Below are 26,041 nucleotides of genomic sequence, written 5' to 3'. Positions count from 1 at the left end.
TACGCACCGTTTTATTCATTTTGAACCTGTGATGATATTTCCATGACCCAAACTTTCTGGATTGCCGCAACGGTACTGATCATTCTTGCCCTGGCATTTGTAATCTACCCAGTGATGTTCCACCGCCGGGGCGACCGGCAGCAGACGGATCTCAGGAACCAGAACCTGATGGCATATCGCAGCCGCATGGCTGAGTTGGAAAAAGAGCATCAAGCTGGGATTATTGACGAGGAAACATACCAGCAATTGCGCGATGAACTTGCCGGAGCCATGTTGGATGATGTGCCTGAGAACGAAGCTCCGGCAAAAAGTATTCCCGGTCGCAAGGCCGCGATGGCAGTGGGTTTGGTTTCAATACTCCTGATCCCCGCAGCCACGGTTGTACTTTATGACGAGTGGGGCGCTCTGGACAGCGTGGAAGCGTATATAGCCATGCAGGAATTGGGTGGTTCAGACGAAGCCCGAGCAGCGCAGATGGACACGCTCACAGAACAGTTGCGTGAGCGGTTGGAAGCAAGCCCCGACAACCCGGACGGATGGGCTATGTTGGGCCAAACCTATATGCGCCTGGAGCGCTATGAAGATGCTGCCTGGGCATTCCGGCAGCTGGCGGATAGTGTGAAGTCGGATGATGGATCCCGGGCAGTTGCTCTGGGGCTGTCTGCGCAAGCACTGTTTTTCCGCAGTCAGGGTGCCATGACCGATAAGGTCACCGCCACAATTGAAGAAGCAAGATCACTGAACCCAGACGAAGTTAATTCCTTGGGCTTACTGGGTATTCACTCCTTCAGTCAGGGCGACTATCGGGAAGCTATCCAATATTGGGAACGCATCCAGGCAGTCGCACCAGACCACCCGCAGTTGGGCGCCATTCAGGGTGGCATTAAAGAAGCTTACACTCGGCTTGGGGAGCAGCCACCAGCACAGGAACCGGCTTTTGCTGCAGCGGATGATAGCGCTCAGGGTATGGGCGTAACTGTGAGCGTAAGCCTCGATGAAGCATTCAAGCAGGATATTCCTGAAGACACTACCTTGTTTATTTTTGCCCGTGCAGCGAATGTTCAAAGCGGCCCCCCGCTGGCCGTTGTCAGGTTGACCGCAAGCGCTTTGCCCGTTGATATCCGGTTGGATGACCGATATGCGATGACGCCGGAGGCAGTGATCTCAGGTGTGGAAGAAGTGGCTGTAACGGCGCGCCTGACACGTTCTGGCAGCATCAACGCACAAGCAGGTGACTGGCAGGGCAGTACTGATACACCCATTACGGTTACCAAAGAGCAGGGCGCACCGGTATCCATAGTGATCAATAAGCAGTTGACCGGAAGTTAACCGGAACTTCTCCCGCCGAGCCGGCAGGTACCGGCCCGGTGAGTGTTCAAACTGATTTCAGTTGTTGCCACGTTACCCCTCACAATGAAAGGCCGGCGGGGTAAAGTGGCGGCAAGTCAGTTTCCTGCTTAGATCTGTTTTTCTGTTGTCTTGCTTGCCGGAGCGCCGCAACCAGAGGCTCCCCGTCCCACTGTTCACTGCTGTTTCCATCACCGGAACGATCCTGGCTGAACAGATGCGCCTGTAGTGCGCTCAGCTCCTTGTCAAGATCCGGTGTCTGAACTACCCGGAAAACGTCTCCGGCAGAGCGGAAGTCGTGCCCTGGCCAGTGCAAATTTGACCAGTGAACAAACAGCCCCGGCGTGGATGCCCGACCATCTTTTGCCGCATTAAGCATCTGCTCAAACGCATTGCGTTCGCTTTCGCTTTCCTCAGAGACGCTATTGGCAGGCGCATCGGCAGCCAGTCTGCGGGTTCGCCACCAGGCCAACATTGTCAGAACCCAAATACCCGCAAGTGCAAGACTGACCCATTGCCAGAATGCGTTGTCTGCTGCTGCACCGGTGCTGACAGATTGATTCGCATCGCCAGTGGCAGGTGGTGAGCCTTGGCTTGACGTGGAGCCTCCAACAGCCGCTGGTGACGCGTCAGATGCAACCACGTTCAGGGTTTGTGCAGGGATAACAGCAACTTTCTCACTGTCGGATTCTGTATCCCACCAGGGAATACGCACCGCCGGAAGGCTCAGTTTTCCGGATTCCACGGGAACCAGAGCGCTGGTTTGAGTGAGGGTCGAGACAATGCCGTCGGGGCCCACGTTAGTGTTTCGCTGTGGCTCTTCCGGATAGCTTCGAAGCCCGTCAGGCGCAGAATCAGGTAGGGGGGGCAGCGCTTCTGAGGGCAGTCCTGCAGCTTGCAGGCTTAGTGTGCGGGTGAGATTGTCGCCGGTCTTCAGATTCAAGGTAGGTGGCATGCCAGCCTCTCTGAGAGTGAGGCTGGTGGCCGGTAACCAGGTTGCGCCGCTGAACTCTGCTGGTACATCTTTTACAGGCACTTCAAACAAGGAGGCACTGTCCCGCAGGAACCGAAGAGAGCCGTCGGCATCTCTGGCCTGACCTTCAAAACGAATGGGAGGCAGATTCATTACGCCGGGTTTTTGTGGAAACAGGGCGTAGCGCCGCTCCACAACCCGGTAGCGTACGCCGTCGCGGTCGCTGGAATACTCCCGTTGTTTGCCGAGGCTTTCGATGATCGCGTTTGGGTGCTGCGGATCGGATAGCTCACCACGGATAAGGTTGCCCTGGAAGAACAGCCTCACTGTCAGGATCAGCTGTTCCTGAACATAGACTTCGGCTTTATCAGCCGTCAGCTCAATGAAACTCCCTCGATTCGTGCCAGTCTGGTCAGGGGGCGTACCGCCAACAACCTCGATGACCACCGGTTTGGATTTTGAGTCTTTGAAACTCAGTGGGGGTATGGTGAGTTTTCCGGTTGATTTGGGTGCAAGCTGGTAGGTCCAGGTTATTTCTCCCACCATGTCGCTGTTTATTGTGCGAATGCTGTAGCGCTGGTTGCGGGCGAGTATCTCGAAATCACGTTCCACCTTTTCGATATCTGGCGAGGGCAAGTTCGATAGATCAAAATCAAACAGGTTGCTCAGGCTGATATCTATCTCTGTGCTGCCCTTGACGGTAAGCGTCAGCACTTCGCCTTCGTAAAGGCGGGTTCTGTCTGGCTCTACGCTGAGTTCGCCGGCCTGCGCACCAAGCCCGAATACCATAAGAACTGCCAGCCAGATTGCCGGAATATTCAGCTGTTTTACCATGGTGTGTCGCCCTCATCCGATGGTGTCTGACGCTCCTGATACTGTTGCAGGAATTTTCGTTGTAAAAGCCCGCCCGGATTGTCTGGTACCCGGCGAAGGGATTGCTCCTGGCTTTGGGTCAGGGGCGTTTCAGAGGTGGGCGCGGGTGCCTCGACTTCCTGATCGCCGGGTTCTGTCTCCGTGGCCTGCGCGCTTGAATCCTGGTTTTCTGATGCGTCGCCTGTTTGCTGCTCGCCAGGTTCATCCTGATTACCGCTCTGCTCTTGGTCTTCGCCTCCGTTTTCGGACTGTTCAGGTTCCTGGTCCGAGTTCTGTGGCTGATCCTGATTTTCGTTGTCACCGGATGAGTCTGAGGGGTTCCCCTGTTGCTGGCCATCGTTCTGGCTGGAATCCGAAGGGTTCTGGTTGTCTTCGCCCTGGTCCTGACCGGATTGTTTCTCCTGCTGTTTGAGCAGATCCTCAACAATCTGACGGTTTACCCGCGCATCTTCCATGTCTGGTTTGCGGGCTAGTGCGCTGTCGTAGGCCTCAATAGCTTCCTTTAGTTTGCCGGCCCGGGCGAGAGCGTTGCCACGATTGTAATCCCCGAGGGTAGTGTCCAGGCCGGAGAAAACTTTGGCGGCTTCCTCATAGCGCTCGGCCCTGTAAAGAGCTGCCCCCCGCCATTCCGGTAACGTGAGAATCCTGGCCGCTGCAGCTGGATCTTCCCGTATCAATTCCGCGGCCCTTTGATCTTCACGCTGCCACAGGCTGCCCCAATCCATGGCTTGAGCTGGTTGTGGCAGAGCGGGCAGGACAATCAGTGCTATGGCGGTAAAAGCGCCGCGGCGCCAGCCCAGTAATAACAATGGTAAGGCCAGCCACAGCAGCCAGTAGCCGTCGTCTTGCCAGCGGTTTACTGTGAGCCCGGTGGTGGAGTCTTGCCACTCGTCGGATTCCGCAGGGCTGAGATTCAGGGCTGCTATGTCGGTGTCATCCAACGTCATTTCATGGCTGCTACCACCATTGTTTCGGGCGAGTTCCGCGAGCATGTCCGGGTCGGTGCGAGTTATGACGATGCTGCCGTTATCGCGGATAAACCCCCGCCTTGCAAGCGGGATGGGGCCGCCATCGCGGGTGCCGGCGGCCAGCGTGCTGAGGGTATAGTCACTACCCTTTAGCGCAGTGCGGATAGGCTCGCGGTAGCGATCTGGAACCTCATCGGTAATCAACAGAATGCGACCCATGCCCGGAGCACCTTGTTCCAAAAGTGCGCGGGCTCTGGCAACTGCAAGATCCGAACGGTTGCCCTGAACCGGCATGATCACAGGATCGAGCACGTTGAGCATGCCAGTGACTGTGTTGATGTCGTCGGTGAGAGGCGTGACAACGTGAGCATCGCCGGAGTACACAATCAGCCCGGTGAGACTGCCTTCCCGAACGGCGAGTATGTCGCGGATTTTGCGCTTTGCCCGGGTTAGGCGGTCCGGTTCCAGATCGGTGGCCAGCATGGACAGCGATAAGTCGAGCACAATCACCAGGCTGTCCCCCGGCTTTTTCAGGGGTGTCGGTGCCTCACGCCAGGCTGGCCCGGCGAGGGCAATAGCGAGGATAACCAGTGCGCTGATTGCTGGCAGGAGCTTTGATTTTCCTTTGCCTTCAGCTCCGCCATAACGCCGGATAACCGGGGCCAAAAGCTGCTCGGGGATCAGGCCTGACCAGCCACTGTCGCCGGAGCTCCGGCGCGCCAAAACAATGTACAACAAAGGCGCAAGGAGTAGCAGCAGAAGCCAGAGAGGGCGGATGAAGTGGAAGTCAGCCATGGGTCGCATCTCCTTCCGCAGCCTGCCGGGTATTGCCCTGCCAGGTCCTGATTCGTCTGAACATAAGGAGGCATAGCCAGAGAACGACTGCCATGCCCGCAGGCCAGAAAAAGAGATCGGTAACCGGGCGGTAGGTTTTGCCATCCAGTTCAATGGGTTCAAGCTGGTTGATGGTTTCGTAAATCAATTCCAGCTCGGGCAGGCTGCGGGCACGAAAATACTCGCCGCCAGTTTGCTGGGCCATGCGTGTCAGCAGATCCTCGTCCAGATCTCTTGAAGGGTTTACCCGGCGGGAGCCCAACAAACCACGGCGGATCATCGACTCGGCACCAATACCGATTGTATAAAGGCGAACGCCTGCAGCCGCCGCTATTTCCGTGGCTTTGTCCGGAGTGATTTGGCCGGCGGTATTGGCGCCATCAGTCAGCAATACCACCACTCGTTGTTGTTGAGGGCGCTCTCTGAGGCGCTTTGTAGCCAGGCCGACAGCGTCGCCGATGGCTGTTGCCCGCCCGGCCATACCGATGCCGGATTCCTGCAACAGGGTTTCCAGTGTTTCCAGGTCAAAGGTCAAAGGCGCCTGCACATAAGGCTCTGTGCCAAACAGTATCAGGCCCAGCCTGTCTCCTTCACGGCGGGCAATAAAGTCGTTCAGCACTCTTTTAACGGCCTGTAAGCGGTTGATGCTGCGGCCCTGAATGATCATGTCCTGCTCTTCCATACTGGGCGAAATGTCCACCACCAGCATAAGGTCGCGCCCGGACACGGGCATTTGCACCTGTTCACCGACATGCTGTGGCCGTGCCAGTGCCAGTACCAGCAGCGCCCAGGCCAGAAACAGCACCAGGGTTTGCCAGCGGGGCACGCCATTGCCCTGTCGAGTAACCCCCGGCAGCTCCGAGAGCCAGTGGCCAACGGGGAAAACCGGGGCGTCCACTGTGTGGGTGGCGGGCTTCTTCCATTGCAACAGCAGGGGCACAAGAATCAGTAGTAGTACCCAGGGGTAAGTGAGGCTCAGCATTTTTGCGCCTCCAGCCAAATACGGGCGAATTCCAAAGCCTGTGCGGGTTCGGCCGTCGGCTCCGGTTGCCAGGCACTGTTTATCAACGCATCGACAACAGGACGATGGGCTATTCGTCCTTCAGGGAGGTGGCGAATCAGGCATTCTGCCCATTGCTCGCCTGTCTGGGCTTCAGGGTTTTCGGCCGGATAACGGGCCCGCGCCACACGCTTGAGCAGCGCATTGAGTTCCGTGAACCACAGTGGCTCTTTAACGGCCGAGCGCTCCAGAATAGCCAGTTCGGCCTTTGCAAGCCTCAGCCAGCGGTTTCGGCGGTGGCGACGAATAACTGCCCAGACCAAAGCGACCAAAGCAAAAAGCAGGAGGAGGCCCAGAACCCACCAGCCCGGCGCCGGTGGCCAGAAGCCGCCGGTTATTGGCAAGTGAATATCTCGCAGTTGGCTCAGGGGATCGTCAGGCGTCATCCGATTCTCCCTCCCGGCCCGAGTATGGATTTAAGGCTCACTGCAGGTGATTCATGGGTTGAAACATTAGACGCCCATACGCCAGATAGCCGAAAGCACTCTTCAAGCCTGGCCTCGTGGTGAGTGATCTTTTCACGCCAGGCCTGCTGAAAGCTGCTGTTGGATGCATCAAACCAGACAGGGCCTTCAGTACCGGCAACTGCGAAGCGACCGCTTTGGGGCAGTTCAAGCTCCAGGGGGTCCACAACGCGCAATGCGCTGACACTGTTGTTGCGAGCCAGAGCAGCGAGCAATGCCGGGGTGCTATCCGAGATGCCAAGAAAATCACTGATCACGAAGATCCGGCTGCCGGTATGGGCAACACGCCGGGCTTCCGCGAGCGCCGTATCGAGGGTGGTTTCTGATGCGGCGTTTTCTATGGATGTGTGCTGTTGGCAGGCGAGGGTGTCCAGCAATCTTAATACAGATTTTTTTCGCCGGGCCGGGCGCTGAACGTTCAAGGTGCTGCCGTTAAACACAATGCCGCCTACCTGATCACCAGCCATAAGCGCCAGCCAGGCAAGAATGGCGGCAAGCTGAGCGCAGCGCACCTGCTTGAAGGCTCCGGTGCTGGCGAAGAACAGAGTAGGGCCCAGATCGCATATCAGCAGTACCGGTCGTTCGCGCTCTTCCTCGTACAGTTTTGTGTGGGGAGCCTGGCGACGGGCGGTTACACGCCAGTCAATGCTGCGGATATCGTCCCCTGGCTGGTAAAGCCGCACCTCCGCAAAGGCCATTCCACGACCACGCTGTGCAGAGCGCTGGAGCCCAGCCTGGCGTGCTCTTGCAGGGCGCGCTGAAGGCAGCTTCAAGGCCCGGGCATCTGCTTGCAGGCGAATGAGTGCCTGCAAGTTTATGCGGGTTGTTGCATCACTGGCGCGTACATCCATGGCCAGCCTCAGGCGCTCACGGGTACGCGGTCAATCAGGCGCTGTATCACTGTGTCTGCCGTTACGCCTTCCGCCTCGGCTTCAAAGGTCAGCAGGATTCGGTGCCGGAGCACATCGAAGGCAACCGCTCGAATATCGTCGGGTGTTACGTAATCCCTGCCGTTGAGCCACGCAATGGCTCGGGAGCAGCGGTCGAGTGCAATAGTGCCCCGGGGGCTGGCGCCAAATGCTGTCCAACGGGCCAGTTCCGCGCCCAGAACGCCTGGGTCTCTGGTGGCGAGCACTAAAGCAAGAAGGTACTGCTCAACCGGTTCAGCCATGTAGATGTCGGCAACCTCAGCGCGGGCTTCGAAAACCTGGTCTGCGGTCAGTCGAACTTCTGCGGCGGCCTGGCCCTGTTTGTAATCATTTCTGGCCAGATGAAGAATGGCTTGCTCGGCCTGTGCCGACGGGTACCCGATCACCACGTGCATCAAAAAGCGATCAAGCTGGGCCTCTGGCAAGGGGTAAGTGCCTTCCTGCTCGATGGGGTTCTGGGTCGCCATCACCATGAACAGGCGGTCCAGAGGGAAGGTGCGCATGCCCACACTGACCTGGCGCTCGCCCATGGCCTCAAGCAGGGCAGACTGAACTTTTGCCGGTGCCCGGTTGATTTCGTCTGCCAGTACCAGGTTGTGGAAAATTGGCCCGCGCTGGAATTCGAACAACCCGGTTTCTGCCCGGTAAATCTCGCTGCCGGTTACATCTGATGGCAACAAATCCGGGGTGAACTGAATGCGGTGGAAATCTCCCGTGAGATGGTCTGCCAGGGCTTTTATCGCAGTGGTTTTTGCCAGCCCCGGAGCACCCTCTACCAGAAGGTGCCCATCGGCAAGCAATGCAATAAGAAGACGGTCGACCAGCTTTTCCTGGCCTATGATCCTTTTGGCTAACTGTGCCCGTAGTTCACCGAACGTATGCTGTAACGACATAGGAAGTGATTGCTCTCGTGCGTAAGTAGTTGCCGCAGTTTTGGTGTCTGACCGGCAAAAATCAAGGGTTTGACTATGCTTATCTCACGATATCCCTATTACGTTTATTTCACACTATCTGAGGTCGCCCATGAATGCGCTGACAGTGGCAAGCAAAGATCAGTTTTTCGAACTTTTGGCTGAAGAGTTTTCCAGGAAACTTGCCAAAGCCGAAGCCAAGAAAATCAGCGAATTTGTAAAGCAGCATTACGCCCATATTCCTCTGGAAGAACTTCTTGAGCGGCGACTCTCAGACACTTACGGCGCTGCAATGGCCGCTTGGCAGTTTATGCAGAAGCGTGGTGCAGAAGAAGCGCCTGTAGCTGTCTTCAATCCGGATCTGGAAAGCGACGGCTGGCAATCTACGCATACCGTTGTGTTTATTTTGCATCCTAATATACCGTTCCTGATTGACTCCTTGCGCATTGCCATCAACCAGCGGGAAATTGCCACCCATTCCATTCAGCATTCCATTCTTAATCTGGAGCGAGACAAGGCAGGGAAACTTGAAAACTTGCTGGCGATCAAGAAAACCGGTGCGGGTTCTGGTTATGAAGCGCTCATCGTTTTGGAAATTGCCCGACACAGCAATCCGGAAGACCTGAAAGATCTGGAGCAGGCTCTGCAAGCGGTGCTCCACGAAGTGAGTATTGCCGTTTCGGATTTCCCGGTTGTTACCGATAAGGTCAACCAGATTATTACAGAGCTGGATAACACCACTGCAGTCATTAGCAGCGAGCAAAAGGAAGAAGCGCAAGCCTTCCTGAAATGGCTGATAAGCGATCATTTTACGTTTCTTGGCTACGACGAGTATGACTTTGCCAAGGAAAAGTCCGGTCTGGTGGTCCGCAGGGTTGAAAACTCCGAACTTGGCATTCTCCGTGTAAATAACGAGCGCCCAGAACAGGTTCGTCTTGACGAGCTGCCTCAGCGCACGCGCCACGAAATGACGCGAGCTGACGATATTTTTATTTTCGCAAAATCGGCCCAGCGATCACGGGTTCACCGCCCCGCCTATCCGGACTATATCGCCGTAAAGAAATTCAACAAGAAGGGCGAGGTGGTTGGCGAACGCCGGTTCCTTGGTCTTTACACATCTCGCGCATACAACGAGCGGCCAGATGAAATTCCGCTGCTCAAGCGCAAGTTTCAAAGCGTGATGAAAGGTTCCGGGTTCCTGAGGGCAGATTACGCGGGTAAAGAACTTGAGCAGATTCTCACTCTCTATCCCCGAGACGAACTGTTCCAGATCGCCGAAGATGAACTGCTGCTCGTGGCAAAGAACATCCTGTACATACAGGAGCGCCATCGCATTGAGCTGTTTATGCGTGAAGATGTATACGGCCAGTTTGTTACCTGCCTCGCGTTTTTCCCCCGGGATATTTACAACACTGAACTTCGTTTGAAAGTGGAGCAGGTACTGCTTGATCAGCTTGGCGCTCATGATATTGAGTTTGTGACGCATTTTTCCGAGTCTGTGCTGGCCCGCGTGCAGTTCACCATTCGTGTGCCTCAGGTTGAAAATCGCAAATTGCCGTTGGCAGAGGTTCGGGAAAAGGTTATCGAATTAGCCCAATCCTGGCGTGATGGTCTTTCCGGTGCCCTCAGTGAAACCTTTGGGGAAGAAGAAGGTAATGAGCTGCACCGGCTGTGGGCGGGCGGGTTTCCAGCGAGCTATACCGACATGTTTTCGCCGCGTCGCGCCGCGATAGACCTTGAGCATATATCGGCAGCTTCCACCGGTAATGATCTTACAATGAGCTTTTACCGGGCTCTGGAAGAAGATGAAAGCACCTTGCACTTCAAGTTGTTCTATCCAGACCAGCCTCTGCCTCTGTCTGATGTGATGCCCATTTTCGATAACCTGGGTTTCCGTGTTCTGGGTGAGCACCCGTTTGAAGTGACCGATCGGAATAGCAAAACCGTTTGGATTCATGATTTCACCCTCTCTGCCCACAGTGGTAAGGCGGTGGATATTCACCGAATAAGGCCCATCTTCGAGGAGCTGTTCCATCGGGTGTGGTATGGCGAAGCGGAGAATGATGCGTTCAACCGCATGCTCGTGTCGTCGTACATGAGCTGGCGGGAAATTGCCCTGTTGCGCACTTATGCGCGCTACATGCGGCAGATCCGTTTCTCCAATAGTCAGACTTTTATTTCCAACACCCTGGTGAACCACGTCGAACTCACCCGGACTCTACTGGAGTACTTTGAGGTACGGTTCAATCCGGATCGCTTCCAGAGTGAGGTCAAGTGCAAGGCGGCTCAGCAGAAGCTGGAAATTGAATTCAACGCCGGACTGGAAGAGGTGGATAACCTCAGCGAAGACCGAGTGCTCCGTCTTTACCTTGAACTGATGCAGGCCACGCTTCGTACCAACTACTATCAACTGGATGAAGCCGGTCAGCCCAAGCCCTATATCAGTGTGAAGTTTAATCCTTCCGGAATTTCAGACATGCCGCTGCCGGTGCCTGTGTACGAGATATTCGTGTACTCGCCCCGTGTTGAGGGGGTTCACCTGCGTGGGGGCAAGGTTGCCCGCGGCGGTTTGCGTTGGTCAGATCGCTTTGAGGATTACCGTACGGAAGTTCTTGGCTTGGTGAAGGCTCAGCAAGTAAAGAACGCTGTCATTGTGCCAGTGGGCGCCAAGGGCGGCTTTGTTGCCAAGCGCTTGCCGGATTCTTCCGACCGCGAGGCATTTCAAGCCGAAGGCATCGCAGCCTACAAAACGTTCATCCGTGGCTTGCTCGATATTACCGACAACCTGATCGATGCCAAGATCCAGCCACCCGCGCGAGTGGTTCGCCACGATTCGGATGATCACTACCTGGTTGTTGCTGCAGATAAAGGCACGGCTACATTCTCTGATATCGCGAATGGCCTGGCGGCGGAATACAACTTCTGGATGGCAGATGCCTTCGCCTCCGGTGGCAGCAATGGCTATGACCACAAGAAGATGGGCATTACGGCGCGGGGCGCCTGGGTGTCTGTTGAACGCCACTTCCGCGAGCTGGGCATTAATCCGGCGGAGGATGAGTTTACCGCCATTGGTATTGGCGACATGGCCGGAGATGTGTTTGGCAACGGCATGTTGAACTCTGAGAAAACCCGCCTGGTGGCCGCGTTTAACCACATTCACATTTTCGTGGATCCGACACCCGATGCAGCCAAGAGCTACAAAGAGCGCAAGCGGCTGTTCGAGATGCCGCGCTCGGCCTGGACGGATTACGACACCAAACTGATTTCCAAAGGCGGGGGTGTATTTAATCGGAATGCAAAATCCATCGCGATAAGCCCGGAAATCAAGAAGCTACTGGACATCAATTCAGACCGCGTGCCGCCGAATATGTTGATTTCCCATATTCTGAAGGCCCGAGTTGATTTGCTTTGGGTAGGTGGTATCGGCACCTATATCAAGGGCAGCACGGAATCTCATAGTGATGTGGGTGATAAGGGTAACGATGGCGTGCGCATCAACGGTGGAAATGTACGCTGCAAGATTATAGGTGAGGGCGGCAATCTGGGTATGACCCAGCTTGGGCGTATTGACTATGCTTTGACCGGCGGGCGGTTGAATACAGACTTCATTGATAACTCTGGCGGGGTCGATTGCTCAGACCACGAAGTTAACATGAAGATCCTTCTAAATCGTGTCGTGGCAATGGGAGACCTCACGTTTAAACAGCGCAATGTCATGCTGGAAGAGATGACAGACGATGTGACCGCGCTGGTTCTAAAGAACAACTACCGGCAAACCCAGGCCATCAGTATTGCCAACGAGGACGCAGCCACGCGCCTTGAAGAATACCGCAGGCTGATGAACACCTTTGAAAGCGAAGGCAAGCTAAACCGGAGTCTGGAGTTCCTGCCTGATGACGACACGCTGTCTGAGCGCAAACTGAAAAATAAAGGGCTGACCCGGCCCGAACTGTCGGTTCTTATTTCCTATGTGAAAGGCGATCTGAAGCAGACGTTGATCGACAGCAGCCTGCCAGATAACCCCTTGCTTGCCCGTGAAATGTACAAGGTTTTTCCCCGGGATATGAACCAGAATTTCTCCAAGGAGTTGGGTGAACACCAACTGCGCCGGGAAATTATTGCCACACAGATTGCCAACGATATGGTCAACCACATGGGCATTACGTTTGTGGAACGGCTGAATCAATCCACTGGGGCAGACGCCGCCTCCATTGCACTGGCCTGGCTGATCAGCCGGGATGTTTTCCGGATTGATAACTGGTGGGACAAGATTGAAGCGCTCGATTTTCACATTCCGGCTCAGCTTCAGATGAAGCTGATGCAGGATCTGATGCGCTTGATGCGCCGTTCTGTGCGCTGGTTGTTGCGGAATCGCCGCGCGGAATTGAGCATTCAGAGTCACATGGAGCGCTTCGCAGACAGTGTCTGGGCGATCACCTCCGGCTTGCCTGAGTATTTGGGCGAGTCTGCCAGTAGCGAGTGGGCAAAACGTAACGAGGCACTCATAAGTGAAGGGGTGCCGGCGGAGCTGGCATCTGTGCTGTCTGGTACCAGTTACCTGTATTCATCACTTGGCATTATCGAGGCTCAGGAAACCACCGGTATGCCGCTTAAAACCGTCGCCAACCTCTACTATGAATTGGGGGACAGGCTCGACCTGAACTGGTTTGCCAAAGCTATTGCAAACCTTAAACCAGGATCCCACTGGCAGGCGTTGGCGAGGGAAAGCTTCCGCGAAGATATGGACTGGCAGCAGCGTGCATTGACCACGGGCGTACTTCGTCTGATTGCAAAGCCCGAGGAGTTGCCTGCTTGCGTAGATGCCTGGCTGGAGCGGCATGAGTCACTGATTGAGCGCTGGAAATCCATGCTGCAAGAACTCAAGGGCGTGCGGGAGCCAGAGTACGCCATGTTCTCTGTAGCACTGCGCGAATTACTGGACCTGGCGCAGAGTACGCTGCACCAATCTCAGAGCGAGAGCTAGTTCAAAAAAGGCCACCGGACATGATGCAGACAAACTGAGTGTTGCGTTAAAGCCGTGATTCCCGTTCAATCACGACCGGGAATCACCACATGGAGTCTGCGAATGGGCCAGCTTGATCATCTTCTTGAAAAAAACCGGGCCTGGGCTGACGCCATCAGAGCCAATGATCCGGAGTTTTTTCATCGTTTGTCGAATCAGCAGGCGCCGGAATACTTGTGGATTGGCTGCGCCGATAGCCGGGTACCGGCCAACCAGATTGTCGACATGCCTCCAGGTGAGCTTTTTGTGCACCGGAACGTGGCTAACGTGGTGGTTCACACTGATTTCAACTGCCTGTCAGTTTTGCAGTTCGCCATAGAAGTGTTGAAGGTCAAGCACGTACTCGTGGTTGGCCACTACGGCTGTGGCGGTATCAAGACTGCCCTGCGCAACGAAGGGTTTGGGCTCATCAGTAATTGGCTAAGGCATGTGCAGGATGTGCGGGATCACCATCAAGCCATACTCAATGCGTGTGACAACGAAAACGACCAGGCTGATCGGCTGTGTGAGTTGAACGTTATTGAGCAGGTAGGGCATGTTTGCCAGAACAGCATCGTTCAGGAAGCCTGGAAGCGGGGCCAACGGCTGAACATCCACGGCTTCGTATACGATTTGGCAGACGGCATACTTCGGGATATGGGTTTATCCGTTTCCGGGGCTCAGGACTGGGAACAGATCAAACAGAGCAGTCTGGATGAGCTGGTATTGCGCCCTGTGCGCTCCGGTCGCCAGAAAAAAGTCTAGTATTCATCGGAAAACGGCATCACCCAATTCATGCAAAGTATAACCGGCTCCGGCTTACCTAATTCCCACCAGGCGCTGCTTAAAAACCAGCACTTGTTATCCGGCCGGCTGGCGTTGTTAGGTGTCTCATCGGCACACTTACTGCCAGCACTCCCCTTTAACGGCCTTGCCATGAGCGAGCACGCGGGTGTTTTCCGCACACTGGAGCGCCATGATGGCTGGCAGGCTGCCTTTGGTTATGACGATCCAGCGCTGGCTGACAACAGCTATGACAGCGTTGTGGTGTTTTTGCCGAAAGCCCGTGCCGAGTTGGAAATGCGCCTTGAGCTGGCCCGCGCTCTGGCGGCAAACAGTGCACGCTTGATACTGATTGGGGAGAAAAAAGAAGGCATCGCAGGCGCCATTAAGCAGCTGAAAGCGGTTGCGCCTCAAGCATCAAAGGCAGACAGCGCGCGCCATTGCCAGGTCTGGTGTGCAGATTCGATTGAGCCGCTTCCCGGGTTCCGGGTTCAGGACTGGTTGAGCTGGAGCACCGTTGAATGTTCAGGAATCTCCATTGACGTTGCCGGGTTACCCGGGATATTCAGTCAGGATGGCCTCGACAAGGGAACACGCATGCTGCTGGAGACTCTGGCAGAACAGCCCATGCAGGCAGACAGGCTGCTCGACTTTGCCTGTGGTGCGGGTGTTATTGGTACCTGGATTCAAGCCTGGCAAGCAGCAAAGCAAGCCCCTGTGGCCAGTATCGATGGCGTGGATGTCCAGTCTCAGGCGGTTATCTGTGCAAGGGAAACCTACCAACGCAACCGCGCCGAGGGCAGCATTGTCGCTTCTGACGGCCTGGTCGGCATTGACGGCCTCTGGCCCGGGGTTATCAGCAACCCTCCCTTCCATACCGGTGTAAAAACCGACACCTCCATGACAGAGCAGTTTCTTCAGGACGTGAAGCGGCATTTACAGCCGGGGGGCGAATTACGATTGGTGGCAAACAGTTTTCTGCCCTACGAACCGCTGATAAAGCGATATATAGGCCGCGTTGAGCGTTTGCGCGAAGACGGGCGTTTCACCGTTTACCGGGCTTTTCGGGGGCAATAACGAAAAAAGCCCCTGGGGTGAGGGGCAAAGGGTTCGCTTCCAAACAAAACGGAGCTAACCGAGAATGTGTTTAAGAACAACCTTCGTGATGAAAGCCTTCCTAAAAGTGAACAAAACGAACAATAGGGTTATTTTCTAGAGTAATCAGCCTAAAATGGCGTGCTTTCCGCGAATTCCCTCTGGATGCCTGATATGACAACCGCTGTGCTGGATTTTTCCGGTGGTAGCCTCACCCTCAATCGCCCTGGCACGGATGATCCGAGCCTGCGAGCCTGGAGCTCTGCCGACGAGTTGCTGCTACAGGAGGCGTTTGGGCATTTGGCAATCGCGCCTGATTCGCAGGTTCTGGTGGTTGATGATCAATACGGTGCCTTGACCCTGGGCTTGTCTCCATTTTCGCCGGCTGTCGTTGCTGATAGCGCTCAGCTGGGCCCTGCACTGGCGTTGAATGCAACCTTGAATCCCGCTTGTACCGCTCCAGAACATGTTTTCAGCTGGTTGCAGCCGCCTGCTGGTACCTATGACCTGATTCTGCTGAAGATTCCCCGTGAAACCGACTATCTGGATTGGTTGTTGCGCTGGGCTAATGGTGCGCTCAAGCAGGGTGGGGTCATACTGGCGGCCGGTATGATCAAGCACCTTCCGGATCGTAGTGTGGATGTTTTTGCCAGAACGGTGAATGTTGAGAAAGTCAGCCGGGCAGTAAAGAAAGCCCGGTTGATAACCTGTCGCCAAGGTGAGGCAAGGCTGGATAACTGGCCTGGAACCTGGAAAGGGTACGACCTGGCGGATATTCCCGGCGTTCGCGCTAATGCCATGCCAGCCGTATTCGCCCGGGAGAAGCTGGATATAGGTACTCGGCTGCTGCTGCCCCATCTGAAGCCCGCTCTTGAGTTCTGTCACCCCGGTGCCCGCGTGCTGGATCTTGCCTGTGGTAACGGCGTTCTCGGGCTGAGTGGGCTGGCTGTTCGGGCGGATATTCAGATGACGTTCAGTGATGTATCCAGCCAGGCCGTATTGAGTGCTCGCAGCAATGTAGAGACTGCATATCCTGATGCCAAGGCATCATTCCTGCACGCGGATGGCATTAGCGGCGAGCAGGGGTTATTTGATCGAATCCTGCTGAATCCGCCGTTTCATGAAGGCGGCGTGGTGGGTGACCATATCGCCTTGAGGTTGTTTGAGCAGGCGGCGCAGAATCTGTCTGATACTGGCCGTTTGACTATGGTGGGGAATCGGCACCTGGGTTACCACAAAAGTTTGCGCCGATACTTTTCGCAAGTGCGGCAACTCGATGCCAACCCCAAATTTGTTGTCTTCGAAGCTTGGCGTGGTTGAGCCTAAGGCTTTACCGGGGTGAAGCTGGTCGGTCATAACCCAGGCGCGCCAGCGTATCCACGATGGTTTGTGTCTGGCTGTCGATCTCGATATTGACCGTCATGCCTTCTTCTATGTCACCAAAGGTTGTGGCCCGTAGGGTTTCAGGTATCAGGTGAACGTTGAACCGATTGCCGTCTACCTCGCCAATGGTCAGGCTGGCGCCGTTGATGGCGATATAGCCTTTCGGGAAAATGTAGCGCGCCCATTGAGTCGGAACTTCAAACCATAGGGTTACATTGTTTTCCGGCCGCAGAATCTCAACAACTTTGGCTGCTGTATGTATGTGCCCCGAAAGCAGGTGGCCCCCGATCTCATCCCCGATACGCGCTGCCCGTTCAAAATTAACCGATTGCCCTGGCGCCAGGTTGCCGAGCGTTGTCAGCCTGAGAGTTTCCTGCATGGCATCAAAAAACAGCGTGTTTCCGGTTTGTTTGGTAACTGTGAGACAGGTGCCGTTAATTGCGACAGAGGCACCAATGGTGACCCCTTCTGTGCTGTTATCCGGCAAGCGGATAGCGAAGGTGCTTAGCCCGGTTGCTGCGGTAACGTCTTCCACAACAGCAATACCTTGAACAATACCTGTGAACATAGCAGACCTCATTGGGGAGCGGAGTGCGGCATAGGAGGGGAAGGATAACGACCGAGGTTGCTGTTGCCAAGCTTCAGATTTCTGGCCGGATGCGTAAGCTTGACAGGTGCGTGCCAACTGCCGGGCTCAAGATATGAGCCACAATGTCGATACCCTCTAATAAGACCTGCCGCTCCAGGGAGGCTCTTTAACACATTGGATTAATTGCTATGGCTCAGAATCAGACCGCTGCAGAAGCGCGAACGGGAACGGCTCAAGGCGCTGTATTACGGCCTGGGCGTGCGGCTGATCCTGTGCCAGAGAAGGCTGCGCTGGTTGCAAACCAGAACAACCCGCAAGATCTTGCCGCTGAGGCTAAAAACATCAGTGAGGGGGCATCCGGGGAGGCGGCAAAAGACGGCATTCGTAAAAGTGGGGTGCAAGCAGACCAGGAGCCGGGCGATTCCACTGAATCTCCAAAGCAAACGGAGCAGGTGCTGGCAGAATCCCGCCAGCGAAAGTTGAGGTTGATGCTGCGCCAGTGTGATCGCGTACTGCTGATGGATTTTGAGTTACTGGCGATGAATGATTGGCCGGATAATTTCAGCGTTGCGACGGCGCGCCGGAGCCGGGATTTGTGGGTGTTCAGTGCGCTGGTGGCAGCAATTGTGTTTCTCAGTGGACTGACAGGTTTTGTGCCTGCGTGGGTTGCGGGCGGCGGATTTGGCGCCTTCGTTATTATTGTGCTGCTGGGAATTCCAGTGGTTCGTCGTGTTTATACCTCTGCGCCTTCCTACCTGGATTTGCTGCTCAAGCGTCAGCGCCTGATGCGTGATGCGCGAAAGCACGCAGAGCATCTTGAAGGTAAAGAGGGGTTGATCTGGCAGTGTGCCCGCATGGCAGACTATAACCCCGCTCTGAAAAACACACGGTTCAGTAGTCTTTTGCGTTTGTCGGAACAGAAGGCGCTACCTCGTGCCTTGTCCCGGCGTGAGCATGTGAGGCTCTATCTGATTTATCTGCTTGAAGCGGAGAAGGCGTATAGCCGGGTTCAGGCTGCTTTTTTTGAGGGTAACCAGGAAGCAATTGACGAAGGCTGGCAGGCAGCCGTGGCGCAGCCCGAGGACAGAACTTGACATGAATGTGCTTCAAACGTATGTTTCAAACAGACGTTTGCTAGAGGCACTGAAAACAAAATGGCCCAGTCAGATACTGTTGACCGAATTCTGGATGCTGCAGAAGAGCTGTTCGCTGAGCGTGGATTTTCAGAAACGTCGCTGCGCATGATTACCAGCAAGGCGAAAGTAAACCTTGCTGCTGTTAATTACCACTTTGGCTCCAAAAACGCACTTATACATGCGGTCTTTGGTCGCTTTCTTACCCCCTTTTCTGCAACGCTTGAAAAGGCATTTGATGAGCTTGAAGCGCGTTGCGCAGGCCAGCCACCAACCCTTAATCAGACCCTGTGGGCCCTCACAGAAAGTGCTGTACGCATGCCTCAGCGCAACGAAAAGGGCATTTCGATCTTTATGCGTCTGCTTGGGCTGGCCTACACTCAGTCGCAAGGGCATTTGCGCAAATTCCTGGAGCAGGAATACAGTGAGCCCTTCAGCCGTTTCATGCGGCTTTTGAAAGAAGCAACACCGCAGCTTTCCGCGGTAGATCGATACTGGCGCATTCAGTTTATGCTGGGAGCAACGGCCTTTACCATGTCCAGCAGCGACGCCCTGCAGGATATTTTGCGCAACAAGCTGGGTGTGGACACTACGGTTCAGGAAATCGCTGCGCGCCTGGTACCCTTCCTTGCCGCCGGCATGCAAGCCCAGGATACCCTGCTGACTCCTCGGGCTGAAAACAAGATCCCGGTTGCCTGAGTTGCACCCTCTCGGGTAGGCTTCCCTCTGAATTCCAGAAGGAGCCAATACCGTTGTGAACCACCACAACCGCCGTGCCTGTTCGATTGACATCTGCCTGGACGACCAGATCCTTACGCTGCGTGATGAGCGCGGTGTCGCCATCGCCTGTTACCCGGTGTCTACTGCCCTTAATGGTGCGGGTGAGCGGGATGGTAGCGGTTGTACCCCCAGGGGCGAGCACTACATACGCGCCATGATTGGTGCCGGGTTGCCTCCAGATACCGTTTTCCGTGCCCGCCGGCCTACCGGGGAAATCTACAGCGCCGAACTGGCGGCTGCGCACCCTACCAGAGATTGGATACTGAGCCGTATTCTCTGGCTTTGTGGGCTGGAGCTTGGCAAAAATCGTGGGGCCGGTGTTGATACCTTTCGCCGCTTTATCTACATACATGGTACTCCTGATACAGAACCCATGGGGCTGGCCTTGTCCCATGGCTGTATTCGTATGCGCAATGCAGATGTCATTGAACTGTTTGGCTATGCCCATGCGGGTATGCCAGTTACTATCCGCTGAACCCGGATTAACAAGACTGATTAGAGGATTCTGATGATCGGAGAAATGATGTCCACGCTGAATGGCTGGATTGCGAACTTTGGGGTCCTGTCTGAGGCATGGCGTGTAGCCATTGTGGTGTTTGCGCTGGTGTTCGGTACGGCGACGATCGCCTATATTGCCAGCCATATTATTGGAGCTCTGGAAGCGAAATTCTCCAAAACCAATAACATCTGGGATGATGCCTTGCTTCATGCCACTCGTGCACCCGTAGTAGCATTTGTGTGGTTGCAAGGGATCTACTGGGCTGCCGAGGTGGCCCATCATTATTCATCGGCCGAAATATTCAAGGCCAACGCGATCTTGCTGCAAGTCGGCTTCATTTTCATCTTTGTTTGGGCTCTGCTCAGAATGATCAAAGAGCTGGAGAATATAGTTGTCTCTCCGGTAAAAATGAAAAAGCCTATGGATTACACTACGGTTAACGCCATTAGTAAGCTTTCGAGAGCCGTCGTCATCATTACGGCGGTGCTGATAAGCTTGCAGTCATTGGGTTATAGCCTTTCGGGTGTGCTGGCGTTTGGTGGCGTTGGTGGTATCGCGGTTGGTTTTGCCGCCAAGGATCTACTGGCGAACTTTTTCGGGGGATTCGTTGTTCACCTGGACCGGCCGTTCAAGGTTGGGGACTGGATACGCTCTCCCGATCGCAAAATAGAAGGTACCGTGGAGCAAATCGGTTGGAGGGTCACTACGATTCGAACCTTCGATAAGCGGCCTCTGTATGTTCCCAATGCGACGTTTACGACCATAGCTGTAGAAAACCCCTCCCGAATGACCAATCGGCGTATCTCCGAGACCATTGGCATCCGCTATGCCGATGTCAGCCAAATGGCGACCATCGTTTCGGATATCCGCTCGATGCTTGAAAAGCATGAAGACATTGATAGTACGCAAACATTGATTGTGAATTTTCTGGCGTTTAGTCATTCATCCCTGGATATCATGATTTACGCCTTCACCAAAACCACCCAGTGGGTTCGTTTTCACGAAGTTAAACAGGATGTGCTCCTGAAAATCAGTGACGTTATCGAGAGCCATGGTGGCCAGGTAGCCTTCCCGACACAGACAATACATTTTGGCGATGACCGTTTGCCTGCGCAGCGTGGCATAGACCAGGACAGAAAAAGTGAAAGTGATGAGCCAGGTGACGAACATCCTGAAGATACCACCAATGCCCATAGCATCTCGCAAAACACACGCAAACGTAGCAAGCGCGATCGCAGCCGCCGCAACGATACTCAGGCTGGTGATGTGGGCGAGCAATCCCTTGATGCAGGAGATGGAGACTGATGTCTGACGGTGGTGGAGTAGTCGGTATTATTGGTGGTACAGGCCTGACAACTCTTTCGGGCCTGGAAATCACCGGAACACGCACGCTTGAGACGCCTTGGGGGTCACCTTCATCTGTGCTGACTGACGGGCACCTTGATGGTCAGCCGGTGGTATTTTTGTCCAGACACGGTAACCCTCACAGGATACCGCCCCATCAAGTGAACTACCGGGCCAATATAAAGGCACTATACGATGCGGGTGTGCGCACGGTTATCGGCGTAAACGCGGTCGGGGGTATACATCCGGATATGGGGCCTGCCTGTGTGGTCATCCCTGACCAGATTATTGATTACACCTGGGGCAGGGCAGGGACCTTTTTTGAGGGTGATCTGGAGCAGGTAACTCACATCGACTTCACCTGGCCATACGATCAGGAAGCCCGGAACATAATGATGCAAGCGGCAAAGGTGCACGGTGTGCCGTTTGCCGGCTTTGGTGTTTATGGTGCAACCCAGGGCCCAAGGCTGGAAACAGCCGCTGAAATACGGCGCATGGAGCGGGATGGGTGTGATCTGGTTGGAATGACCGGTATGCCTGAAGCCGCGTTGGCCGCTGAGCTGGGCATGCGCTATGTGTGCCTGGGCCTGGTGGTTAACTGGGCTGCCGGGAAGACAGAGCAGATTATTACCATGGCCGAGATTGAAGCGGCCATCGATCAGGGAATGTCTGGCGTCAGACGCATTCTTGAAGTCTCGATGGCCGGCCTCGGTAAGCTTAAGGTGTTGCCTCAATCTTCTTGAAGAACACCAGAACGCCGATGGTGGGGGAATCCAGAAAGTGGATTTCCTCGCTTCGCATTCTGCGGGTTTCACGAATCCAGGTAAGCAGTTCCAGCGGTACGTCAGGCTGAAGTGCGAGGCTTGTGCCGGAAGCAACAGTTGTAGCGCCGCTTTCCGCTCCCTCAGGCAGTTTGTTTTCGCGTTTGGCTTCGTCTGTTCTGACCGCTTCGGCTGCAGGGGTGGCAATCTTCCCTTGCTGCCAATGGTTCAGGTGAACGGCAACGTGCAAGTAGCGCTGCCTGTCGATGGTAATATGCCCTTCAATGGCTCTCTGGCTGGCCTGTGCCAGCCAGTCTCCTATCTCAACGCGCAACGGCTTGCCTTTATAATCTGGCGGGAAAGCTTCGTACCAGCCGGCTGACATGAGCACGCGATAACGCCCGCTTCTTTCAAGCCGGTTTGCTGCATTTCCCAGGTGCAGCTCGTTGCGACTAACGAGTTTAAGAGAGGAGGTGGCAGCACCGCCAGAGCCCACACTGTAAAGGGTTTCAGTGGTATCCACCGGAGCATCTACTTTGCGTGTTGCCATGTGCTCATTTACTGCATCTGGTTCGATGATGCGTTCCAGAATCACAAACTCGGCCCGGTAATAGTCATTGGGCGTTTGCTGGGCATGGCTTGCCAGTGAAGTGGCTGCCAGAACGGCCGTCAGTAGTGTGTGTGCCCAAAGCCGGCACAAGCGGTTACCATCAGTCTGCAAGAGAATGCTCCAGTTTTGTTCAAGCCTGTGTATCCAGGCAATAATCAGGCGGTCGCCGCGCTTTTTGCGGGCAGTAGTTCGCCCAACATTGCGGAAATGCCGTCGAGTTTACCACTGGTTGAGGTGTCCTTCAGCCGAAAACGGAAGCTGTTGGCACCTTCAAGGCGATAGGCGTCCGGCGCGGATTGCATTTTCTTAATCAGCACAAGCGGGTCTACGGGGGTGGAGTTGCCAAACTCAAGGCGAGCCCACTCCTTGCCAGCGTCTACCTTCACTATGCCCAGCGCTTCGGCCTGGAGCCGTAGCTCGGTTTGTCGTATCAGGTTCTTTGCCGGTTCCGGTAATAATCCGAAGCGATCAATCATCTCAACCTGAAGTTCTTTTAATCCATCGCGGTCTTTTACGCTGGCAATGCGCTTGTAGAGCATGAGCCGGTTATGAACATCAGGCAAATAATCTTCCGGAATCAGTGCGGGTATGCGCAGGTTCATCTCCGTGCCGTGGCTCAAGGGCAGTTCGGCATTGGGTGTGCGGCCTTCCCGAATAGCTTTCACGGCTTCGTCCAGCAGCTGCATATACAATGTGAAGCCAATGCTCTCTATTTGACCGCTCTGCTCATCGCCCAGCAACTCGCCCGCACCGCGAATCTCAAGGTCGTGAGTTGCCAGCATAAAGCCGGCGCCAAGATCCTGGGCTTCGGAAATGGCTTCCAGTCGCTTTTTGGCATCCGCACTTATAGCTTTTGGTGGCGGGGTCAGCAGGTAAGCGTAAGCCTGGTGATGAGAGCGGCCAACCCGGCCACGGAGTTGGTGCAGCTGTGCCAGGCCGAACTTATCTGCGCGCTCAATAATAATGGTGTTGGCGCTGGGAATGTCGATGCCGGTCTCGATAATGGTGGTGCACACCAGCACGTTGAAGCGCTTGTGGTAGAAATCCGACATGATGTTTTCGAGTTGTCTCTCGCGCATCTGGCCATGGGCAACACCCACGCGGGCTTCCGGAACCAGACGCCGTAAATCCTCGGCCGTTTTTTCAATGCTGGCCACATCGTTGTGCAGAACATACACCTGGCCGCCCCGGAGAACTTCGCGCAGGATGGCCTCCTTAACCATGGCGTCGTCCCGCTGGCGCACGAAGGTTTTCACTGACAGACGCCGTGCTGGCGGGGTAGCAATAATGGACAGGTCCCGCAAGTGCCCCATGGCCATGTTAAGGGTTCTGGGAATGGGGGTTGCTGTAAGGTTCAGCATGTCCACTTCGGCGCGAAGCGCTTTTAGCTTTTCTTTCTGCCCTACGCCGAACCGGTGTTCCTCATCAATGATCACCAACCCAAGATTCTTGAACTTGATGTCGCCCTGAAGCAGTTTGTGGGTGCCTATGACAATATCGGCCTTTCCATTCTCAATGGCTTCCATGGCTTTGTTGGTTTGGGTTGTGCTGCGGAAACGGCTCAGCAATTCAACGGTGACCGGGGTGTCGGAAAAGCGGTCGCGGAATGAATCATAGTGCTGTTGGGCCAGCAGGGTTGTGGGCACCAGCACCGCTACCTGCTTTCCAGACCAGGTGGCCATGAAGGCGGCGCGCATGGCGACTTCGGTTTTGCCGAAGCCGACATCCCCGCAGACCAGTCTGTCCATGGGCTTTTCATTGGTCATGTCTTCGAAGACAGCTTCGATGGCCATCTGCTGATCCGGTGTTTCCTCAAAAGGGAAGCCCGCTGCAAACGCGCGGTAGGCTTCTTTCGGATCTTCAAAGGCGAAGCCTTTACGGGCTTCGCGCCGAGCGTATACATCCAGAAGCTCTGCTGCCGTGTCACGGATTTTTTCGAGGGCTTTCTGTTTGGCTGTGCTCCAGCGCTCGGTGCCCAGTTTGTGCAGTGGGGCATGCTCCGCATCTGCACCAGCGTAGCGGGATATCAGGTGCAGGCTGGATACTGGTACATAAAGCTTTGAGCCGCCAGCGTATTCAAGCATCAAAAATTCGCTGGCTTCCCCTTCAACTGTAATGGTTTCAAGGCCAAGGTAGCGGCCAACGCCGTGATCAATGTGTACAACCGGAGCGCCTGTGCGTAGTTCCGACAGGTCACGGTAGCCGTCGTCATTCGCTTCTGTCGGTTTGTCCCGGCGGCGACGTTGTAGTACTCGTTCGCCGAACAGGGCTGTTTCGGTGATCAGCGCAAGATGCTGCTCAGGCAGTACCAGTCCTTGTTCCATCGGAGCGACGGTGATGCCCAGGGTGCATTTTTCATCGGCCAGGAAGTCCTGCCAGCTTTCAAAGGCTTGCAGTCGCAGCTGGTGCTCTCCCAGGTTATCTATCAAGGCTTCGCGTCGCCCGGATGATTCCGCGCAAATCAACACTCGCCCGGCAAAGTCCTTGATGAAACGCTTCAGGCGGCCGGCAGGGTCTGCCGCTCGCGCATTCATGGCAATATCCGGTAGCGCTTCGCTTTGGCAGTTGACGGCGCCACCGCCTTCTGCCGCTTCCGGGGTCATGGTTACCCGTGGGAAGGCTTTGAGATGGCCAAACAGTTCATCTGTCAGCAAGAACAGCTTGGCGGGCGGGAGAATCGGGCGATGCCGGTCGTGCCGGCGTTCCTCGTAGCGATTACGGGTTTCCGAATCAAAGTGACTAACCGCTTCGTTCAGGCCTTCAGCAGTAAACACCTGTGTGGTGATAGGCAGGTAATCGAACAGGGTGGCTGTTTGATCAAAAAACAGCGGCAAATAGTATTCGATGCCCGGCGGTGTGATGCCGTTGCTCACATCCTGGTAAACGGGGGATTCTTTGTCGGCATTCGGAAACTGCTCGAACCAGCGGCCACGGAAGGCGGAGCGGGCTTCTTTGTGCCATGGGAATTCATAGGCGGGAAGAAGTTCGATGCGCTCAATCCGGTCGATGGAGCGCTGGGTTTCCGGGTCGAAGGTGCGGAGTGTTTCCACCTCGTTATCAAACAGATCAATCCGGTAGGGCAGGTTGGAGCCCATGGGGAATATATCGAGAATCGAGCCTCGAACCGCGTACTCACCATGTTCGTAAACGTTTTCCGCATGCCGGTAGCCAGCAGTTGTCAGCTGAAGGCGCCAGTTGTCCAAATCCAGAGACTGTCCGGTTTCCAGCAGCAATGTGTTGCCCTGCAGGTAGCTGACGGGTGGCAGTCGGTGCATCAGAGTCCGGGCAGGCACCACAATTAGCCCGTGCTGCGTGCTCGGCAGGCGGTGCAGGGTGCGAATACGCCGTGACGTTATGTCCTGATGCGGGGAAAACAGATCGTAAGGCAGAGTTTCCCAGTCGGGCAGAGACAATAATTCCAGCCCGTCCTCGGTAACGGTGGCTCCGTCTTCTTCTGGCGGCAAACCCAGAAAGAAGCGCATGGACTGCTCAAGGCGAATCGCTTCCGCCGTGCTGCGAGTGATCACCAGGGTCAGCCCCTTGTGTGCTCGTGCGCTCTCACAAATGGCGAGAGCACTGCTGCTGCCATGCAACTGTCCCCAGGTGCGGTGATCGGCCGGCTTTTCAGGAAATGACGGCGCAATCAGTGTTTGCGGCGAAGCGGAAGTGGGGGCACCTTGATTCATGGGCAGTCGTGTTCTCC

General features: G+C 55.3%; 19 protein-coding genes. 10 read left to right on the top strand and 9 right to left on the bottom strand.

Annotated features, from left to right (window positions below; genetic code table 11):
* The first annotated feature begins 42 nt into the window (after positions 1-42).
* Positions 43-1,329, top strand: a complete 1,287-nt coding sequence (gene ccmI / locus FE848_RS02415) for a c-type cytochrome biogenesis protein CcmI (protein ID WP_200201127.1) — start codon at positions 43-45, stop codon at positions 1,327-1,329.
* Between the two features lie 79 nt (positions 1,330-1,408).
* Here ccmI and FE848_RS02410 read toward each other — a convergent pair whose 3' ends face one another.
* Genes FE848_RS02410 through FE848_RS02385 form a run of 6 tightly spaced genes read right to left on the bottom strand, consistent with a single transcriptional unit; the run spans position 1,409 to position 8,341 of the window.
* Positions 1,409-3,154 carry a BatD family protein gene (locus tag FE848_RS02410; protein ID WP_200201126.1) on the bottom strand — a complete coding sequence of 582 codons (1,746 nt, stop codon included), beginning with the start codon at positions 3,152-3,154 and terminating at the stop codon, positions 1,409-1,411.
* Entirely contained in the window at positions 3,148-4,956 is a 1,809-nt protein-coding gene (locus FE848_RS02405; RefSeq protein WP_200201125.1) for a VWA domain-containing protein, read from the bottom strand. The genes FE848_RS02410 and FE848_RS02405 overlap by 7 nt, the downstream gene beginning before the upstream one ends.
* On the bottom strand, positions 4,949-5,977 hold the full coding sequence (locus tag FE848_RS02400; RefSeq protein WP_200201124.1) for a vWA domain-containing protein: 1,029 nt from the start codon (positions 5,975-5,977) through the stop codon (positions 4,949-4,951). The genes FE848_RS02405 and FE848_RS02400 overlap by 8 nt, the downstream gene beginning before the upstream one ends.
* Positions 5,971-6,441: a DUF4381 domain-containing protein gene (locus FE848_RS02395; RefSeq protein WP_200201123.1), complete on the bottom strand. Its 471-nt coding sequence runs from the start codon at positions 6,439-6,441 to the stop codon at positions 5,971-5,973. Before FE848_RS02395 ends, FE848_RS02400 begins: the two co-directional genes overlap by 7 nt.
* Complete coding sequence (locus FE848_RS02390; RefSeq protein WP_200201122.1) at positions 6,438-7,370, bottom strand: DUF58 domain-containing protein; 933 nt, start codon at positions 7,368-7,370, stop codon at positions 6,438-6,440. The genes FE848_RS02395 and FE848_RS02390 overlap by 4 nt, the downstream gene beginning before the upstream one ends.
* Positions 7,371-7,378: 8 nt before the next feature.
* A complete protein-coding gene (locus FE848_RS02385; protein ID WP_200201121.1) occupies positions 7,379-8,341 on the bottom strand; it encodes an AAA family ATPase in 963 nt (320 codons plus the stop codon).
* A 130-nt stretch (positions 8,342-8,471) separates the two neighbouring features.
* Between FE848_RS02385 and FE848_RS02380 the strand changes: the two genes are divergently transcribed.
* The 4 genes from FE848_RS02380 to FE848_RS02365 all read left to right on the top strand — a co-directional run bounded on the left by FE848_RS02380 (position 8,472) and on the right by FE848_RS02365 (position 16,559).
* Entirely contained in the window at positions 8,472-13,343 is a 4,872-nt protein-coding gene (locus tag FE848_RS02380; protein WP_200201120.1) for an NAD-glutamate dehydrogenase, read from the top strand.
* Positions 13,344-13,445: 102 nt separating this feature from the next.
* Positions 13,446-14,126 (top strand): carbonate dehydratase, encoded by a 681-nt coding sequence (gene can / locus FE848_RS02375; protein ID WP_200201119.1) that lies wholly within the window; start codon positions 13,446-13,448, stop codon positions 14,124-14,126.
* A 30-nt stretch (positions 14,127-14,156) separates the two neighbouring features.
* Complete coding sequence (locus FE848_RS02370) at positions 14,157-15,221, top strand: class I SAM-dependent methyltransferase (protein WP_200201118.1); 1,065 nt, start codon at positions 14,157-14,159, stop codon at positions 15,219-15,221.
* A gap of 192 nt (positions 15,222-15,413) precedes the next feature.
* Positions 15,414-16,559 carry a class I SAM-dependent methyltransferase gene (locus FE848_RS02365; protein ID WP_200201117.1) on the top strand — a complete coding sequence of 382 codons (1,146 nt, stop codon included), beginning with the start codon at positions 15,414-15,416 and terminating at the stop codon, positions 16,557-16,559.
* 10 nt (positions 16,560-16,569) lie between these two features.
* On the opposite strand, the gene FE848_RS02360 is transcribed toward FE848_RS02365, so the two are convergent.
* On the bottom strand, positions 16,570-17,190 hold the full coding sequence (locus FE848_RS02360) for a riboflavin synthase subunit alpha (RefSeq protein WP_200201116.1): 621 nt from the start codon (positions 17,188-17,190) through the stop codon (positions 16,570-16,572).
* A gap of 209 nt (positions 17,191-17,399) precedes the next feature.
* On the opposite strand from FE848_RS02360, the gene FE848_RS02355 reads away from it, so the two are divergent.
* The 5 genes from FE848_RS02355 to FE848_RS02335 are packed head-to-tail and all read left to right on the top strand — an operon-like array spanning position 17,400 to position 21,710.
* Positions 17,400-18,305, top strand: a complete 906-nt coding sequence (locus FE848_RS02355; RefSeq protein ID WP_200201115.1) for a hypothetical protein — start codon at positions 17,400-17,402, stop codon at positions 18,303-18,305.
* Between the two features lie 60 nt (positions 18,306-18,365).
* A complete protein-coding gene (locus FE848_RS02350; protein WP_200201114.1) occupies positions 18,366-19,043 on the top strand; it encodes a TetR/AcrR family transcriptional regulator in 678 nt (225 codons plus the stop codon).
* Between the two features lie 55 nt (positions 19,044-19,098).
* Positions 19,099-19,599 carry a L,D-transpeptidase gene (locus tag FE848_RS02345; protein WP_200201113.1) on the top strand — a complete coding sequence of 167 codons (501 nt, stop codon included), beginning with the start codon at positions 19,099-19,101 and terminating at the stop codon, positions 19,597-19,599.
* Positions 19,600-19,632: 33 nt separating this feature from the next.
* Positions 19,633-20,928: a mechanosensitive ion channel family protein gene (locus FE848_RS02340; RefSeq protein WP_200201112.1), complete on the top strand. Its 1,296-nt coding sequence runs from the start codon at positions 19,633-19,635 to the stop codon at positions 20,926-20,928.
* The gene (locus FE848_RS02335; RefSeq protein WP_200201111.1) at positions 20,928-21,710 is read left to right on the top strand and encodes an S-methyl-5'-thioinosine phosphorylase; all 783 of its coding nucleotides are present in this window, start codon (positions 20,928-20,930) and stop codon (positions 21,708-21,710) included. The genes FE848_RS02340 and FE848_RS02335 overlap by 1 nt, the downstream gene beginning before the upstream one ends.
* Here the strand turns inward: FE848_RS02335 and FE848_RS02330 are convergent.
* Both FE848_RS02330 and mfd read right to left on the bottom strand, forming a co-directional pair.
* Complete coding sequence (locus FE848_RS02330) at positions 21,685-22,449, bottom strand: CsiV family protein (protein ID WP_200201110.1); 765 nt, start codon at positions 22,447-22,449, stop codon at positions 21,685-21,687. The genes FE848_RS02335 and FE848_RS02330 overlap by 26 nt on opposite strands.
* 44 nt (positions 22,450-22,493) lie before the next feature.
* Complete coding sequence (gene mfd, locus FE848_RS02325; protein WP_200201109.1) at positions 22,494-26,024, bottom strand: transcription-repair coupling factor; 3,531 nt, start codon at positions 26,022-26,024, stop codon at positions 22,494-22,496.
* Positions 26,025-26,041: the final 17 nt, after the last annotated feature.

This window comes from Marinobacter sp. 1-3A, from assembly GCF_016597775.1.
Taxonomy (GTDB): domain Bacteria; phylum Pseudomonadota; class Gammaproteobacteria; order Pseudomonadales; family Oleiphilaceae; genus Marinobacter; species Marinobacter xiaoshiensis.
Note: the sequence above shows the minus strand (reverse complement) of the source record. Positions and strands in the feature narration are given on the sequence as shown.